The sequence below is a fragment of the Atribacter sp. genome, from assembly GCF_035418125.1.
Lineage (GTDB): Bacteria > Atribacterota > Atribacteria > Atribacterales > Atribacteraceae > Atribacter > Atribacter allofermentans.
This window is the reverse complement of sequence record NZ_DAOLQM010000024.1, coordinates 1-15,776: the sequence shown is the minus strand read 5'-3', so window position 1 is coordinate 15,776 and position 15,776 is coordinate 1. Positions and strand designations below refer to the sequence as shown.

General features: G+C 38.5%; 16 protein-coding genes. 11 read left to right on the top strand and 5 right to left on the bottom strand.

The genetic code is table 11. The features are described from left to right. Positions 1-1,305, top strand: a 1,305-nt coding sequence (locus PLK24_RS02785) for an ABC transporter ATP-binding protein (protein ID WP_324476242.1), incomplete at its 5' end; no start/stop codon positions are given. Here the strand turns inward: PLK24_RS02785 and PLK24_RS02780 are convergent. Continuing rightward, the gene (locus tag PLK24_RS02780) at positions 1,302-1,847 is read right to left on the bottom strand and encodes a DUF4416 family protein (RefSeq protein ID WP_324476241.1); all 546 of its coding nucleotides are present in this window, start codon (positions 1,845-1,847) and stop codon (positions 1,302-1,304) included. The two genes, PLK24_RS02785 and PLK24_RS02780, sit on opposite strands and share 4 nt — an antisense overlap. A 374-nt stretch (positions 1,848-2,221) precedes the next feature. Here PLK24_RS02780 and PLK24_RS02775 point away from each other — a divergent pair, with 374 nt between their 5' ends. The 4 genes from PLK24_RS02775 (at position 2,222) to PLK24_RS02760 (ending at position 6,039) form a co-directional block, all read left to right on the top strand. Further along, on the top strand, positions 2,222-2,701 hold the full coding sequence (locus tag PLK24_RS02775) for a ferritin family protein (RefSeq protein WP_324476240.1): 480 nt from the start codon (positions 2,222-2,224) through the stop codon (positions 2,699-2,701). Positions 2,702-2,753: 52 nt separating this feature from the next. Next, positions 2,754-3,707 carry a DJ-1/PfpI/YhbO family deglycase/protease gene (locus tag PLK24_RS02770; RefSeq protein ID WP_324476239.1) on the top strand — a complete coding sequence of 318 codons (954 nt, stop codon included), beginning with the start codon at positions 2,754-2,756 and terminating at the stop codon, positions 3,705-3,707. 33 nt (positions 3,708-3,740) lie between these two features. After that, entirely contained in the window at positions 3,741-4,784 is a 1,044-nt protein-coding gene (locus PLK24_RS02765) for an NAD(P)-dependent alcohol dehydrogenase (protein ID WP_324476238.1), read from the top strand. 73 nt (positions 4,785-4,857) lie between these two features. After that, complete coding sequence (locus PLK24_RS02760) at positions 4,858-6,039, top strand: glycosyltransferase family protein (protein ID WP_324476237.1); 1,182 nt, start codon at positions 4,858-4,860, stop codon at positions 6,037-6,039. Positions 6,040-6,119: 80 nt separating this feature from the next. Here the strand turns inward: PLK24_RS02760 and PLK24_RS02755 are convergent, their stop codons facing one another. Then, positions 6,120-6,536: an ACT domain-containing protein gene (locus tag PLK24_RS02755; RefSeq protein ID WP_324476236.1), complete on the bottom strand. Its 417-nt coding sequence runs from the start codon at positions 6,534-6,536 to the stop codon at positions 6,120-6,122. Next, positions 6,533-7,816, bottom strand: a complete 1,284-nt coding sequence (locus PLK24_RS02750) for a phenylacetate--CoA ligase family protein (protein ID WP_349770643.1) — start codon at positions 7,814-7,816, stop codon at positions 6,533-6,535. The genes PLK24_RS02755 and PLK24_RS02750 overlap by 4 nt, the downstream gene beginning before the upstream one ends. Positions 7,817-8,014: 198 nt before the next feature. Between PLK24_RS02750 and ilvE the strand changes: the two genes are divergently transcribed. Further along, complete coding sequence (gene ilvE / locus PLK24_RS02745) at positions 8,015-8,941, top strand: branched-chain-amino-acid transaminase (RefSeq protein WP_324476234.1); 927 nt, start codon at positions 8,015-8,017, stop codon at positions 8,939-8,941. 5 nt (positions 8,942-8,946) lie between these two features. Next, positions 8,947-9,291: a carboxymuconolactone decarboxylase family protein gene (locus PLK24_RS02740; RefSeq protein ID WP_324476233.1), complete on the top strand. Its 345-nt coding sequence runs from the start codon at positions 8,947-8,949 to the stop codon at positions 9,289-9,291. Positions 9,292-9,340: 49 nt separating this feature from the next. On the opposite strand, the gene hflC is transcribed toward PLK24_RS02740, so the two are convergent. After that, positions 9,341-10,228 (bottom strand): protease modulator HflC, encoded by an 888-nt coding sequence (gene hflC, locus PLK24_RS02735; RefSeq protein WP_324476232.1) that lies wholly within the window; start codon positions 10,226-10,228, stop codon positions 9,341-9,343. Further along, positions 10,218-11,216: an FtsH protease activity modulator HflK gene (gene hflK, locus PLK24_RS02730; RefSeq protein ID WP_324476231.1), complete on the bottom strand. Its 999-nt coding sequence runs from the start codon at positions 11,214-11,216 to the stop codon at positions 10,218-10,220. The genes hflC and hflK overlap by 11 nt, the downstream gene beginning before the upstream one ends. Before the next feature lie 215 nt (positions 11,217-11,431). On the opposite strand from hflK, the gene PLK24_RS02725 reads away from it, so the two are divergent. The 4 genes from PLK24_RS02725 to PLK24_RS02710 all read left to right on the top strand — a co-directional run. Next, positions 11,432-12,733: a TrkH family potassium uptake protein gene (locus tag PLK24_RS02725; RefSeq protein ID WP_324476230.1), complete on the top strand. Its 1,302-nt coding sequence runs from the start codon at positions 11,432-11,434 to the stop codon at positions 12,731-12,733. Positions 12,734-12,803: 70 nt separating this feature from the next. Then, positions 12,804-14,150 (top strand): acetyl-CoA carboxylase biotin carboxylase subunit, encoded by a 1,347-nt coding sequence (locus tag PLK24_RS02720; protein ID WP_324476229.1) that lies wholly within the window; start codon positions 12,804-12,806, stop codon positions 14,148-14,150. A 39-nt stretch (positions 14,151-14,189) separates the two neighbouring features. Further along, positions 14,190-15,518 (top strand): electron transport complex subunit RsxC, encoded by a 1,329-nt coding sequence (rsxC, locus tag PLK24_RS02715; RefSeq protein ID WP_324476228.1) that lies wholly within the window; start codon positions 14,190-14,192, stop codon positions 15,516-15,518. A gap of 1 nt (position 15,519) precedes the next feature. Next, a partial coding sequence (locus PLK24_RS02710) for an RnfABCDGE type electron transport complex subunit D (protein WP_324476227.1) occupies positions 15,520-15,776 on the top strand: 257 nt, incomplete at its 3' end.

Sequence of the window (15,776 nt, the reverse complement as noted above, 5' to 3'; positions counted from 1 at the left end):
TTTATGGACCTTCTCATTCTGATTGGTTCCATAGGAGTATGTTTTTACATTAACTGGAAACTCACCACTCTTTCAATTGTGGTTTTACCCTTGGTAGGATTGAGTATAGATTATTTGGGTAAAAAAATTCGAGGTGCCTCACATCTTTTACAGTCGAAAACTGCAGTCTTAACCCAACTCATTGAAAGAACGGTTTCGGGTATTAAAATAATTCAATCCTATGTCAGTGGCCATTATGAGGTGGAAAAATTCGAAAAAGAGAATGAACTGAATTTTTATTTGGCTATGAAACAAGCCAAAGCAAAAGCCCTTTTAACCCCTTTAGTTGAGTTGGTATCATCGGTCGGTTTAACCATAATGATTTGGTTTGGAGGACGAGAAGTCGTATTTGGAAAACTAACTCCCGGAGGTTTGATTGCTTTTTTGGGGTATATTGCCACAGCAGCTGCTCCTCTTTCTCACATTTCCAATGGTATTCAAGCCTTACAACAAAGCTTAGCATCGGCTGAAAGAATTTTTGAAATTCTTGATACTGCTCCCCGAATTCAAGACCTCAGCGAATCGGTATCTATTCAAAGTGTTGCCCGGGGAATCACATTAAAAGATATCTATTTTTCTTATGGAGGAGAAATAATATTAAAAAATTTTTCCCTCCATATTGCCCAAGGAGAAAAGATTGGGATTGTTGGTCCAAGTGGTGCAGGGAAAACCACCCTCATAAATCTTCTTCTTCGGTTTTATGACCCCGATCAAGGAAGTATTGAAGTTGATGGAATTGATATTCGAAAAATTAAAATAGCATCTCTTCGTCAACAAATAGGCGTGGTTCTTCAAGATTCATTGGTTTTAGGTGGAACAGTTCGAGAGAATATTCTCTATGGAAACTTGAATGCTTCTATGGATGAAGTTATTGAGGCAGCTCAACGAGCACACGCCCACGAGTTTATTATCCATTTAGAAAACAGTTACGACACTGACCTGGGTGATATGGGAAAGAGACTTTCGGGCGGACAAAAACAACGAATAGCTATTGCTCGGGCTCTCTTAAAAAATCCACCTATCCTGGTTTTAGATGAAGCAACTTCCAGCCTTGATCCGGAATCTGAAGATTATATTTTAGACACTATTCACAACCACATTGGAAAGGACAAAATCGTCATTCTGATTGCTCATTCTTTAAGAATGGTTAAAGATTTAGATCGAATTGTTTTGATCAAGGACGGAGAGATACGGGATATTGGAACTCATCAGGAACTTCTTAAAAACAGTCCTTATTATTGCCAAATATTTGGAAGAGATCTTTAAACTACCTCGTTGGTTTGAGCTCGAGACAAATCTTCCCTATAGAGACTGCGGATCTGGATGAGGGAGGGACGGTATTCTTTGCTGGCATAGTCGGGATAGGTGTATTCGAAAGGTCGAAAATCACCTTTTTCCCATCGGATGGTTGCTTCAGCATAGATTCCCTTTCCTATATATACTCGATGTGAGAAGTTTTTGGTGGTAGCTAAGACGATTTTACCCCCATCAAAATAACCAGGATCAAGATTGATTCTTCTGGTTATTTGGGTATCTCCGGTTTGAGACTCAAGCTGATTGGTTAATATTTTACGATTGGCTAAATCCTCTGGATCAAAAAGTTCCTGAAAGACCAGAAAAATTCTTTTTAGCTTCTCACCAATTTCTTGATAGTAATTGGTGTGAGTAAAATCAATAATGGGGCTTTTCCACTGGATCAGACCAAATTCTTTTTCTAACTGAGGAATAATCCTTTCAAGAACTGAGATGTTTTCAAAAAGGACAGCAATAAAAAATTTGACTGGATTTGGTTTTTTGATGGTTCCCATATGGTATTTCCTTTCGATTTTTGCTTAATCATAACATAAATCGAAATAAAAATTTATTGTTGATTCACCATCATCCAAACCTTCTCCTACCAAGGGAAAAGGAGCAATTGGATCAGAGTAATAAGGAGTTTAATGTGTTTCATCTTTTCATCGAATTTTAACTCTCCCTCCCCACTCGGTTATTTTCCCTTGGTAGGAGATAAACAAAATGAGAAAGATAATATTTTCATGACCACCATGTGCGGTTGTATAGTATATGGCTTTAGTTGAAAGAAATATAAGATTTTATAACAATGCTTTTCCTAAGTACTGAATAAAACCGTTTTCATGTTACAATTAAAAAGAAAGATTATGAAAGGGTGATATTTATGGCCATGCGATTTTCTGCGGATGAGGTATTAGAAATGGCTGTTGAGTTAGAAAGAAGAGGAATAGCCTTTTATGAAAACCTCTCTAAAAAAACTTCTGATCAAAAATCAAGAGAAATATTTATTTTTTTAGGTGAAGAAGAAAAAAAGCATTTAGAATATTTTCAAAAAACCAAAGATGACTTAAACACGCAAATTGATTTTGTTCCCGATACTATGGATGAAACCAGTAATTACCTTGGGTCATTGATTGAGAATGGAGTTCTTGGAAAAATACTCCAAGGTCTTGACCTGACTCAAGGTGATAGCAGCATAGAAAAGGCACTTGAAGTTGGCATGGAAGTAGAAAAGGAAAGTGTGAAATTTTATGAAAGTATGGAAATTATGGTCCCAGAATCTAAAAAAGAATGGCTTAAGAAAGTTATCCAAGAGGAGAAAAAACATTACGCTATTTTGCTGGGAATAAAAAAAGAACTTGGGAAATAATATTAATATTGAACCATGAAGGAGATTAAGCCAGTTGAATAATCGGAGGATAATGATTTTTATTGAGAATTTATACCAAGAATTGGAACTCTGGTACCCTTTGCTTCGGCTCAAAGAAGAGGGGGTAGAGACCAAGTTGGTAGGGACAGGATCTTCCGATTTGTATTCCGGAAGAAATGGTTTTCCAGCTAAACCTGAAGTAACCGCTTCCTCAATAACATCTCGAGATTTTGATGGAATAATTATTCCAGGAGGCTTTGCCCCCGACTATCTTCGACGTTATCCGGCAATTATCAATTTAGTAAAAGAAACTTTTCAACAGGGAAAACTTATTGGAGCGCTCTGTCATGGGCCAAGTGTTTTGATTTCCGCAGATATTATTCGAGGAAAAAGGATTACCGGGAATCGAGCAATTCGTGATGATATTGTGAATGCTGGCGGTGAATATGTCGATTTTCATACTGTGGTTGATGGGAACATTCTTACCGCTCAAGGACCCAATGATTTACCAGTTTTTATGAAGGAAGTTATTGGTTTTTTCTCACAAACCAAACCTCGTTTAAAGAGTCCCTTTCCAGAAGGTTTTCTTTATGATGCTCAATTAGAGATAATAAATCTTTCTTCGGTTGTAAAAGGAACAGCTGCAGTTCTTCTTTTTTTTGATTCAATTGCAAGTCCTATTGCTCAGAAGGCTTTAGTTGATTATAATCGCCTATCGGAATCAATTCATCAGCTTGGTGGAATATTTCTTGCCGTAAGTATTGATAGTATTTATGTACAGAAAGAATTTTCCAATAGATTGGAACTGGCTTACCCGCTATATAGCGATGTTAGCGGTGATACCATTCGTGCCTTTGGGGTAAAAGGGAAGAATGACTTAGCGGAATGGGCAGTTTTCATGATCGATAAGAATGGAATTCTTCGTTATTCTGAAAATTGTCCGGGTGGTGATATAGAGAGCCTACCGGGTTTTAAAAGACATTTAGAAACCTTATTTAATTATTAATCAAAATAATAAACAAAAAAGGAGGTACTAATTATGTCTCAACAAATGAAAGCTGCAGTGATGAAAGGAATAAGAAAAGTAGAAATTGAAAATCTTCCCGTTCCTGTACCAAAAGAGGATGAAGTTTTAGTTCGGATTAAAAGCGTTGGAGTTTGTGGTTCAGACATCCATTATTTTATTGAAGGTCGGATTGGGGACTATATTGTTGAGCCTCCCTTTATATTAGGTCATGAGTGTTCTGGTGAAGTTGTTGAAATTGGTGCTGGAGTCAAAGATTTAAAGCCCGGGGATCGAGTGACTATGGAGCCAGGAATTCCCTGCGGTAAATGTGAAAATTGTCGTGTCGGCCGTTATAATCTTTGTCCCGATGTAATTTTTTGGGCAACACCTCCCATTGATGGTTCATTTTGCGAATATGTTGCTCACCCTGCTTGTTTTACTTACCCAATTGCTGACCAGGTTTCTTTTGAAGAAGCAGCTCTGGTTGAACCCCTCTCGGTCGGTATGTACGCTACCCGAAGAGCAAGAGTTGAACCGGGACAAACCGCATTAGTTTTAGGAAGTGGCACTATCGGCTTGGTGACTATTGAAGCTCTTTTAGCCAGGGGGCTAACAAAAGTAATAGCTGTTGATGTTGTTGATATGAGACTACAAAAAGCAAAAGAATTGGGAGCATTCTATACTATTAATCCCCAAAAAGAAGATGTTGTGAAAACAGTAAAAGACCTCACCGGCAATAAAGGAGTCCATGTGGTGTTTGAAACCGCAGGAAGTGTTGCTACAACTCAAATGACCGTTGAAGTTGCTAAAAGAGGAGGGAAAGTCGTTTTAATAGGTCTTCCTTCCCAAGCAGAATTTAATTTTAATATCATTAAAACCATTGATAAAGAACTGGATGTTCTCGGAATTTTCCGGTATGCAAATGCCTATCCCGGAGGTGTTGATTTGCTTAATTCGGGACGAGTGAATTTAAAATCATTAATTACCCATCGTTTTCCATTGGAAAAAGCTCAGGAAGCATTGCTCTTTGCCCATGAACATAAGGCTGAATCAATTAAAGTAGTGGTCAATTTATAAACAGCTGCTTTTTAAGTTTAGATGATCTTTTTTAAGAATTTATAAAAATATATTAATTAAGGTTAAATGGTCAATGTCACCAAAAACATTATTGCTTCTCAGCAACGGATACGGGGAAGATTCATTTGCCTCAATTTTATTAGAAAAACTGGTTCAATTTACCAAAGTATATAAAATTCCAAGCACTTTTTTGGTTATTCCTCTTATCGGGAAAGGGGCACAATTTTATCAATGCCAGTCGCAATATCCCGATCAAGTGTCAATTATTACTCCCCCTTTTTCATTGCCAAATGGAGGAGTATACTTGGGTTCTGCTTGGCAAAAATCGAAAAGATTCATTGAAGATTGCTTTCGCGGAGTTATACCCAATAGCGGATTTATTTTGCGCGAGTTGAAAAAAATTAAAAACAAAATTGACGCGGTCATTGGTATCGGTGATTTTATTCCACCTTTATTGAACCAGTTATTTTTACAAAAAGAATTATATATGGTGGCTTGTGCCCATACCTGGTTGTTAAAAAGAAGTAATCAACCTTTGGAGCGACTGGGTCGATTGACTCGGCATCTCTTCCGATATGGTTGCCGACAGGTTTATACTCGAGACCGGCTAACGGAGCAATGGTTTCTTCAGCTGGGCATTACTGCAAAATATTTAGGATTTTTGGGACCAGATATTAAAAAAAAGGAAGAGAATAGAAGAAAAATCGTTTTTTTGCCGGGAAGTCGAAAGGATTGGAAGAATAATCTACAGTTTTTTTTCGTAGCTTTTAAAGAGGTGAATCATCAATACCTAAAAGACTATGAGATCCATATAGTTTTTTCACCGGGTGTTGATACTCAAGAAATACAATTTTTATTGGCATCACTTTTGAAAAATCATCATTTTTTTATATCTTGGAGTCAAGGTGATTATTTTCAGCATCTTTCTCAATCAGCTTTAGTCGTTGGTTTTGCTGGTACAGCTATTGAACAGGCAGCTTTTTTGGGAATTCCCTCTATTGAACCTTGGCAAGAAAATGCCATTCAAGTCAATCGGGATTTTATTGAAAACCGACAAAAACTTCTCCTTCGGGAAGCACTAATTCCAGGAGGAGATACACCATCTCAGTTAGCCCAGGTTCTTAAAAATACTCTTTTGAATCTTCAAGACTATCAAAAAGCAGCCGAAAATTTTAGCCAAAAAGTTTGGGAAGGAAAATCCAATGGTGGAATGACTATTGCTGAAAACATTATGATGTTATTAATCAACCAGTGACAGAGTAATGAATCGGTCACTGGTTGATAGTTTTAATACTATCCCCTGGTTTCTGGTAAGAAACTTTTTAAAAAGCTTTTTTATATGGTAATTTCATCAAGTAAGGATGCCTTTGCTTCTCGCAAAATATGAGAGGCACGTGGGACATCTTCAACTCTCATAACCACGTAGGCTTTTTGGCCCTTGGGAGAAACAAAAGCATAGAGATATTCGATGGAGATATGATTTAGGGTGAGTACTTCAACGATTTGAGAAAGTCCTCCCGGTCGATCATCTACACCAACTACCAATATTTCGGTGAGAGTGGCAGTAAAATTTTCTTTGCGAAGCTGCTCAACCAGTTGCTCTGGTTTTTCAACGATAAACCGGAGTACTCCAAAGTCAGCAGTATCAGCCAGCGATAGGGCGCGGAGATTAACATTCCATTCTTTCAGCTTGGCTAAAACCGCGTGAAGACTTCCTGGCTTATTTTCTAAAAAAACCGATATTTGTTTCATGAGAATCCCTCTTTTTTCCGCAGGTCGATGACCCGCTTTGCTTTACCCTCAGAACGAGTAATGCTTTTGGGCTTAATAAGTTTTATCGAACAGGAAAGATTCAGCTCGGCTTTAATTTTCTCTTCAATTTTATTTCTGAGGTTTTCAAGAACTTTAATTTCATCAGAAAATATTTCTGAAGATACCTCAACCTCAACTTCGACTTTGTCTAAGAAATTTTCCCTACTAATCAGAATTTGATAATAGGGTTCAATTCCATCAAAACTCAGGATGACGCTTTCGATTTGTGAGGGGTAAACATTTACTCCACGGATAATGAGCATGTCATCGGTTCGTGATGTGACCCGTTCCATTCTTGCCATGGTTCGGCCGCATTGACATTCACCATACTTAAGAGAAGAAATATCACCAGTTCGATATCGGATTACCGGTGTTCCTTCTTTGGTTAAAGTGGTGAAAACCAGTTCACCAGTTTCGCCGGGGGGTAAGGGCTTCCCAGTTTGAATATCAACTATTTCAGGTATAAAACAATCTTCAGAAATATGAAGACCTTGATGAAATTCACATTCGAATGCAACTCCCGGGCCAATAACCTCGCTTAATCCATAAATGTCAAAGGCTCGAATGGGAAGTTTTTTTTCAATTTCTATTCTCATCTCTTCAGACCAAGGTTCGGCGCCAAATATTCCCAAGCGAAAGGCAGTTTGCGACCAATCAATTTGGTTTTCTTTGGCTGTTTCTGAAAGATAAAGAGCATAAGAAGGAGTACAACACAAAGCCGAAATCTGGAAATCTTTTAATATTTGAATTTGACGAAGAGTGTTCCCACTGGACATGGGTACGACAGTGGCACCTAATTTTTCTGCTCCGTAATGGACTCCTAACCCTCCGGTAAATAAACCATATCCGAAAGCCACTTGAATAGTGTCCTGTTCGGTTATGCCACATCCACAAAGGGTACGAGCTAATAGTTGAGACCAGATTTCAATATCATTACGGGTGTACCCAACCACCGTTGCTGTTCCGGTGGTACCTGATGAAGAATGGATCCGAACAATATTTTTTAAAGGTTCAGCAATAGCTCCAAACGGGTAAACATTCCTTAAATCCTGTTTAGTCGTGAAAGGAAGGCGTTGAAGGTCATAAAGTGATTGAACATCATTAATATCAATACCGGCTTGATCAATTTTTTGTCGATAATAGGGAAGATTATGATAAGCACGAATTAAAACTTTTTTCAAACGATTTAATTGAATTTTTTCAAGATTATGACGTGGCATTAATTCATAATATTCATCCCAATACGTCGCTATCACCCCCGCATCTTCTTTTATTGTATTCGTTTTTGACGAGTTTGCAATGTTTTTCACGAAATTGGGTTATTTTTTTATAGGATGCGGATGAGAATAGCTCATTTTACTGAAAAGAGTGTTATACTCTGAATAAAATATAATTAATAGAATTACGGGGTGGTTTGAATGCAGGAATTATCTTCGATTTGGTTGAATGGAAAAATTGTTGATTGGAAGGACGCGACAACCCATGTATTAACCCATGCCCTTCATTACGGAACGTCGGTGTTTGAAGGAATCCGTTGCTATAAAACCATTCAGGGATCAGCAGTGTTTCGGCTAGGAGATCATATTCAAAGGTTATTTGATTCGGCAAGAATTATTAAAATGTGTATCCCTTATAGTCAAAAAGAATTGTACCAAGCAACGCTTGAAACTATCCGAAGGAATCAAGTAGAAGAATGCTATATAAGGCCTTTGGTCTTCCGTGGTTATGGTGAGATGGGGGTTGATCCAACCAGTTGTGAAGTCATTTCAGCAATAGCGGTTTGGCGATGGGGTGCCTATATGGGAGAAAAAGGTTTAAAACATGGAATTCGAGCTAAAATTTCATCCTATACTCGTAATTCAATGAATGCCAGTTCTCCCCGAGCAAAAACCAGCGCCAACTATCTCAATTCAGCATTAGCAAAAACCGAAGCTAAAGAATTGGGTTATGACGAAGCTATCCTTTTGGATATGCACGGATTTGTTTCAGAAGGAAGCGGTGAGAATATTTTCATGGTTAAAAAAGGAGTGTTATATACGCCCCATCCTTATTCAATATTACTAGGGATAACCCGAGATACAGTTATTCGTTTGGCACTCGATTTAGAATATGATGTCAGAGAAACTCACTGTACTCGAGATGACCTTTATCTGGCTGATGAAGCATTTTTTACTGGGACGGCAGCAGAAATTACTCCCATTGTTGAGGTTGACGGAAGACCAATTGGTGATGGAAAGCCAGGACCAGTGACCCGGCAATTACAAGAGATATTTTTTAGAGTGATTCGAGGAGAAGAAGCAGCTTATATCGATTGGCTTGATTATGTTGACAAAAAGAAGGAGTAGGTTGCATGAGTTCATCAGGAAATGATTTTTTTCAAGAATATCGAAATGGTTTGAAAAGATTAAAAGATGTTTCACCAAAAACCTTGGAAGGTTTTAATGGTTTTTACCATCAAGCTATGGCTGATGGAAGTCTCAATATTAAAACCAAAGAGCTAATTGCCTTAGGAATTGGATTGGCTATTCACTGTGAAAATTGTATCTGGTTACACACTCGAGCAGCGATAAAGGCTGGTGCCAGTACTGAAGAAATCTTAGAAGCAGCTCAAGTTGGAGTGGCCATGGGTGGAGGCCCAGCTTTTACTTACTTACCTTTAGTTCAGAAAATCATTGACCAACTGACCGAGCAGTAAATCCTTTTGGTTAACCGGTGGGAATTACTCCCACCGGTTTTTTTAAAGTTCATTTTTCAATTTCTTGATTGATTTTAAATAAGTAGTGGAGAAATTCAGTATCCGGTGTCAGGATCAAAACGTCTTTATTGTTGAAAGTTTTTTCATAGGTTTCTAAGGTTTTTTGAAAGGTATAGAATTCTGGATCCTGTTTGAAGGCTTCGGCATAAATTCGTAAAGCTTTAGCTTCCCCTTGGCCACGAATAATTTTCGATTGCTTTTCCGCTTCGGCAATTATCAGAGTTTTCTCCTTATCGGTTTCCGCCCGTAATTTGATAGCCTCTTCCTGGCCTTCGGAACGGTATTGTTTCGCCTGTCTTTCTCTTTCAGTTTTCATTCTTTGGAAAACTGCTTCTTCATTTTGTTTGGGAAGGTCGGCTCTTTTAATTCCTACATCGATAATTTCTATCCCAAAAGCATTCGCTTTTCGGTTAGAATTGACAGTAACCGTATCCATAACCTGACGACGTTTTATTGAAATTAAATCGAAGAGAGGAATGCGGCCAATTTCAGCTCTTAACTCCGAATAGATAATATCATCTATTCGAACCATTGCACCGGTTTCACTCACCACAGTTTGTAGAAAGCGGAGAGGATCGATAATGCGCCATCGAACATAATTATCTATCACCAGAGTTTTTTTGTCTTCAGTAATGACTTCTTCCGGAGGTGAATCATAATCAAGAATACGTTTATCAAAAACGTAAATAACCTGTAAAGGATAGGGTAGTTTCAGATGAAATCCGCTTTTTTGCACCACTGCAATCGGCTTACCAAACTGGAGAATGACTCCTTGTTCGGTTTCGTCAAGAGTAAACCAGGGTTTGGTAATTGAAATAAGAATCAGAATGATGATAATCAAAACCATTTTTTTCCAGAACGACTTATTAATAGACAACGGCTGAACCATCCTTTCCAGTTAAGGGAAGTAACTTTAGAATATCTTGGGAAGCCGTGGAACTATCGATCAGATATTTTTGAACCAGAGGAAGCGCCTTCTGGATGGTTTCGAGATAAAGGCGGGTTCGAGTGACTTCTTTATTCAGGCTATATTCTTGGAGAACTTGGAGGAAACGGGCCGTGTCTCCTTCGGCTTCTTTCACAACTTTTTCTTGCCAAGCTTCAGCTTCTTTGATAATTTGCTCAGCTTGTCCACGAGCGTTGGGAATAACTTCACTACGGTATCCTTCGGCCTCATTAACAAAACGAACTTTGTCTTCCCGAGCGCTGGCAACATCTTTAAAAGCTGAAACCACTGCTTCTGGAGGTTGAACGTCCTGAAGTTGAGCGGCAATAATCTGAACTCCGGCTTCATATCGATCTAAAATGGACTGAATAAGAACTCTGGTTTCTTCTTGGATTTCACTTTTTCCTGAAGTGAGGACCTCATCAATTTGTTTTTTCCCGACAATTTCCCGAAGAGCTGATTCGGCCGCTTTTTTTACGGCAGCATCGACATCTTTCACTCGGAAGAGAAATAGGTAAGGATCGCTAATTCGGTATTGTACTGTATATTGGCAGTCGACAATATTTTCATCTCCGGTTAGCATCAATGATTCTTCAGGAATGAGTTGATATCGGGGAATAGGATCGGTACTGAGGGTTCTAAATCCAATTTCCACACGGCGGACCTCAGTAATTTTCGGTTTAATGATAGTTTCAAAAGGATAGGGAATATGATAATGAATACCTGGAGGAACCTGCCGGACGAATTCACCAAAAAGTTTAACCATCCCAACTTCATCAGGGCCAACTACATAAATCCCAGTAAGCAGGTATATTCCGAGGAAAATGATAATCACTAAATAACCGAGCTTTTTTAATAAACGGATTATTTTGGAATCATAAATGTGAATAATTTTTCCATCAAACTCACTATTTTCCATGTTTATAATACTACACTACGATTTAATCCTGCGCAAGTTATGTGATAAAATAGTCAAGATTGTATTGAAATAAATACATCTTTGGTTCAAACTCGGTTTCTTAGAAGATAAAGAATATTTAAAAAAAGATAAATCATACTTGAATTATGTTGGTTATTCGGGATACTAGAAAAAGTACATCAGTCTTTGGTTCGATCAATCATGAGCGGCATATAATGTTTAAACCTGCTCAAATTATTTTATTGGGATATATAACCGTTATTCTTCTTGGTTCATTGATCCTTATGCTGCCTGCTATGACTGCCCCGGGGAAAGACCTGACTTTTATTGATGCTGTTTTTACCTCAACATCTGCCATCTGTGTGACTGGTTTGACCGTGGTCGATACCGCAACATTTTTTTCCTTTTGGGGTCAAATTGTTATTTTGGTTCTTATTCAATGTGGTGGTTTGGGATACATGACCCTCACGACTCTAATTGCCATTGGTCTCGGTCGACGGATTGAATATCGTGACCGTCTTGCTTTAAAGGAAACTTTTAGCCTGGAAACTCCTGGTGGAGTCGTACGGTTTACGCTCAATGTATTAAAATATACCTTTACCTTTGAAGCCTTGGGAGCCTTTTTCTTATTAATCAGTTTTATCGGTCGATATCCTTTACCCAAGGCAATATTTGCGTCAATATTTCATAGTGTTTCGGCTTTTTGTAATGCTGGATTTTCAATATTTTCAAATAATTTTGAAGATTTTGTTCAAAACCCTTTGGTTAATATAACTTTATGTTTTTTGATCATCTTGGGCGGATTGGGTTTTATGGTTCTCAAAGAAATCATTACCAAACGTCGAGTCATAACACTTCATAGTAAGGTAGTGATCCGAGTCACTATTCTTTTGTTGTTGGCTGGAACTTTACTCATTCTGCTTTTTGAGTGGGATAATCCGAATACTATTGGAATGCTGAGTCCCGGTTATAAAGTGCTAACAAGTTTTTTTCAGGCGGTAACTCCACGAACGGCGGGATTTAATACGGTTCCAATCGATTCGATGCGTTCTATTTCTTTATTTATTATTATCTTTCTTATGTTTATTGGAGCATCTCCAGGGGGAACCGGGGGTGGGATTAAGACCACTACTTTTGCTTTGCTATTAGGTGTGGTAAAAGGTGTGGCTCAAGAAAAAAACCGAGTTGAATACTTCCATCGCCGGATCCCAAACGAAACCATTTACCGGGCAATTGCCCAAACAATACTTCCTTTTTTATTAGTTGCGATAGTATCCATTATTATAATGAGTTATCAGCATGATAATCCTACTCGAATTATTTTTGAAGTTTTTTCGGCTTTTGGGACGGTTGGATTGTCAACCGGAATAACACCAACATTATTTAGTTTGAGCAAGTTTCTTCTTGTGATTATGATGTATTATGGAAAAGTGGGATTATTGGGCTTAGCCATATATCCGGTAAAAAAAGATGAAAAGGAATGCATACTTTATCCCGAAGAGGGAGTACAGCTTTAAATCGATTTTTATAAGGTAATTATCATCTCTAAATAAACTATATGATACAGTTGGATACGAGGTGATTTTTTTGTTTCAGAAAGTATTGATTGCGAACCGCGGGGAAATTGCGCTGAGGATTGTCCGAGCTTGTCGTGAAATGGATATTAAAACAGTTGGGGTCTTTTCTGATATTGATCGAAATCTTATCCATCTCCGAGATGTTGATCAAAAAGTCGCGCTAGGTGGAAACTCCCCAGCTGAATCCTATCTTAATATTGATAAAATTTTGAAGGCTTGCCACCTCACCAAAGCCGATGCAGTTCATCCAGGCTATGGCTTCCTATCCGAAAATGTTCTTTTTGTTCAAAAATTACAGGAAAATGGGATCGCTTTTATCGGACCTAGTGTAGATGTTTTACAAAAAATGAAGAATAAACTCTTAGCTAAAAAAATAATTCATGATTCGGGCGTGCCGGTAGTCCCTGGTTCCCTGGAGGTGGTGAATACTTTACCAGAAGCCAAAAAAATCGCCAGTGAAATAGGTTTTCCATTTATGTTGAAAGCCTGTTTGGGAGGAGGTGGGAGAGGTATCCGAGTGGTTGAGAATGAAAAGAATTTAGAAGAAGCATTCAATAGTGCCCGTCGGGAAGCGAAAATGGCCTTTGGGAATGAAGAAATTTATATTGAAAAAATACTGGATAATGCTCGACATATCGAAGTCCAAATTTTAGCTGATCGATTTGGAAAAACTATTCATTTGGGGGAAAGAGAGTGTTCCTTACAACGGCGTAGGCAAAAAATATTAGAAGAAGCTCCATCTCCTTTTTTAAATGATAGTTTAAGGGAAAAAATATGTAATGCAGCAATTAAGGCGGCAGTTGCCCTAGGATATTCTACTTGTGGTACGATGGAATTTTTAACCACCGATGACCAGAAGTTTTATTTTATGGAGTTAAATGCTCGTATCCAGGTTGAGCATCCAATTACCGAGATGGTATCAGGTGTGGATATCCTTCGGGAGCAAATTCGGTTAGCCTCAGGCGAACCACTCCAATTAAACACCAATCAATTGAATCAACGGGGTCATGCTATTGAGATGAGAATAAATGCCGAGGATCCTTTTCGCAATTTTATGCCAACACCAGGTGTGATAAAAACTTATGAAACACCTCACGGACCTGGGATTCGTATTGACTCGCATTGTTATTCAGGATATGAGATTCCATCTTTTTATGATTCTTTAATTGCTAAGTTAATTGTTTGGGATACTGATCGAATTCATGCAATCCGTCGTTCCCGAGAAGCACTTCATTCCTTTATTGTTGAAGGGGTGCCGACTACGATTCCTTTTCATTTGAAAATTTTACAAAATGATGATTTCTTAAGGGGTATTTTTCATACACGGTTTATTGAAGATGAAATCGAAGATATTTGATCGATAAATTTTTCTATGGTTTAGATGGAGGAAGAAAAGATGATAGGAAAATTGTTTCACGGGGGCATTCATCCTCCGACATTTAAGGATTTGACGGCTCAAAAGCCAATTAAAAAATTTCCCTCTCCAGATAAAGTGTATCTTCCCCTTCTTCAACACACTGGAACTCCACTGCAACCATTAGTGAAAAAAGGCGATCTGGTCAAAAGAGGTCAGAAAATTGCCGATGCCGATGCCTTTGTTACCGCGCCTCTTCATTCCCCTATTGCCGGGAAGGTTTTAGGAATTGAAGAATGTCCACACCCAACCCGAGGTAAGTTTGGAGCAATAGTTATAGAAAATAGTGGTTCGCAAGAAGATGAAATAAATGGGATTTTGTTTCAAGAAGAAATAGAAAGAATGGATCCTAAAAGTATTCAAAATTGGATTCGAGAAGGAGGTTTTGTTGGTTTAGGAGGCGCGGCTTTTCCAACACACGTAAAGGTTAGCCCTCCTTCTGGGAAGAAAATTGATACCCTGATTATCAACGGAGCAGAGTGCGAACCTTTTATTACCTGTGATCACCGGGTCATGATGGAACGGACTGATTTCATTTTGACCGGTGCTTACCTTTTAGCTCGGGCTTGTGGAGCTCAAAAAATTATATTTGGTATAGAAAAAAATAAACCAGACTGTATAGAAAAAATAACCGGGAGTATTCATAAGGTCCCGCTTCCCACGCAGGTTTCCCCCCTTCCGGTTTTGTATCCTCAGGGTTCAGAAAAACATTTAATCTTAACCATATTAGGAAAAGAAGTACCACCGGGAGGTTTGCCTCTTGATGTTCAGGTGGTAGTGAGCAACGTACAAACTGCTTGGGCAATTGGGCGAAAAGCTCAAGAGGGGATTCCTTTAATTGAAAGAATCATTACTTTAACTGGAAATAGTTTAAATAATCCGGAAAATCTTGATGTTCCAATTGGAGTGCGTTTATTGGATTTGGTCGATTTTTGTGGAGGTTTTCAAGTACCTCCTGAAAAGACTATTATGGGAGGACCGATGACCGGAATTGCTCAGGTTACCTTGGAAGTGCCGGTAGTAAAGGGAACCTCGGGCTTTGTTTTTTTTAGGGAAAATATTGTAAAAGAAGAGTATTCCTGTATACGCTGTGGACGGTGCGTTGACCACTGTCCAATGTATCTCTTACCAACCGATTTATTTCGATATGCTGAGTATGGTGATTTTGAGGAAGCAAAAAAACAAAGAGCTCTTGATTGCATTGAGTGTGGGAGTTGTTCTTACGTATGTCCCGCCGGGATACCGATAACCCATTACATTAAAATTGCAAAGGCTGAGATTCTTCTTCGGGCAAAGAAAGGAGGGAAATAAAATGGAAGAACTGCGCTTTTTCCAAACCCCGGCACCACATTTGAAAAGTCCAGTTTCTGTTCCGAAAATTATGTTCATGGTCGTTGTGGCTTTGATACCCGCAACAGTTTGGGGTATCGGTTTTTTTGGTCCTAAGTTAACTCTTCCACCTCTTATAATTTGTATTTTAAGCTGTCTTTTTTTTGAGTGGCTTGATTGTAAAATTTTTAAGAAACCAGTGACCATAAAGGATGGGAGTGCCTTGGTGACTGGTCTTTT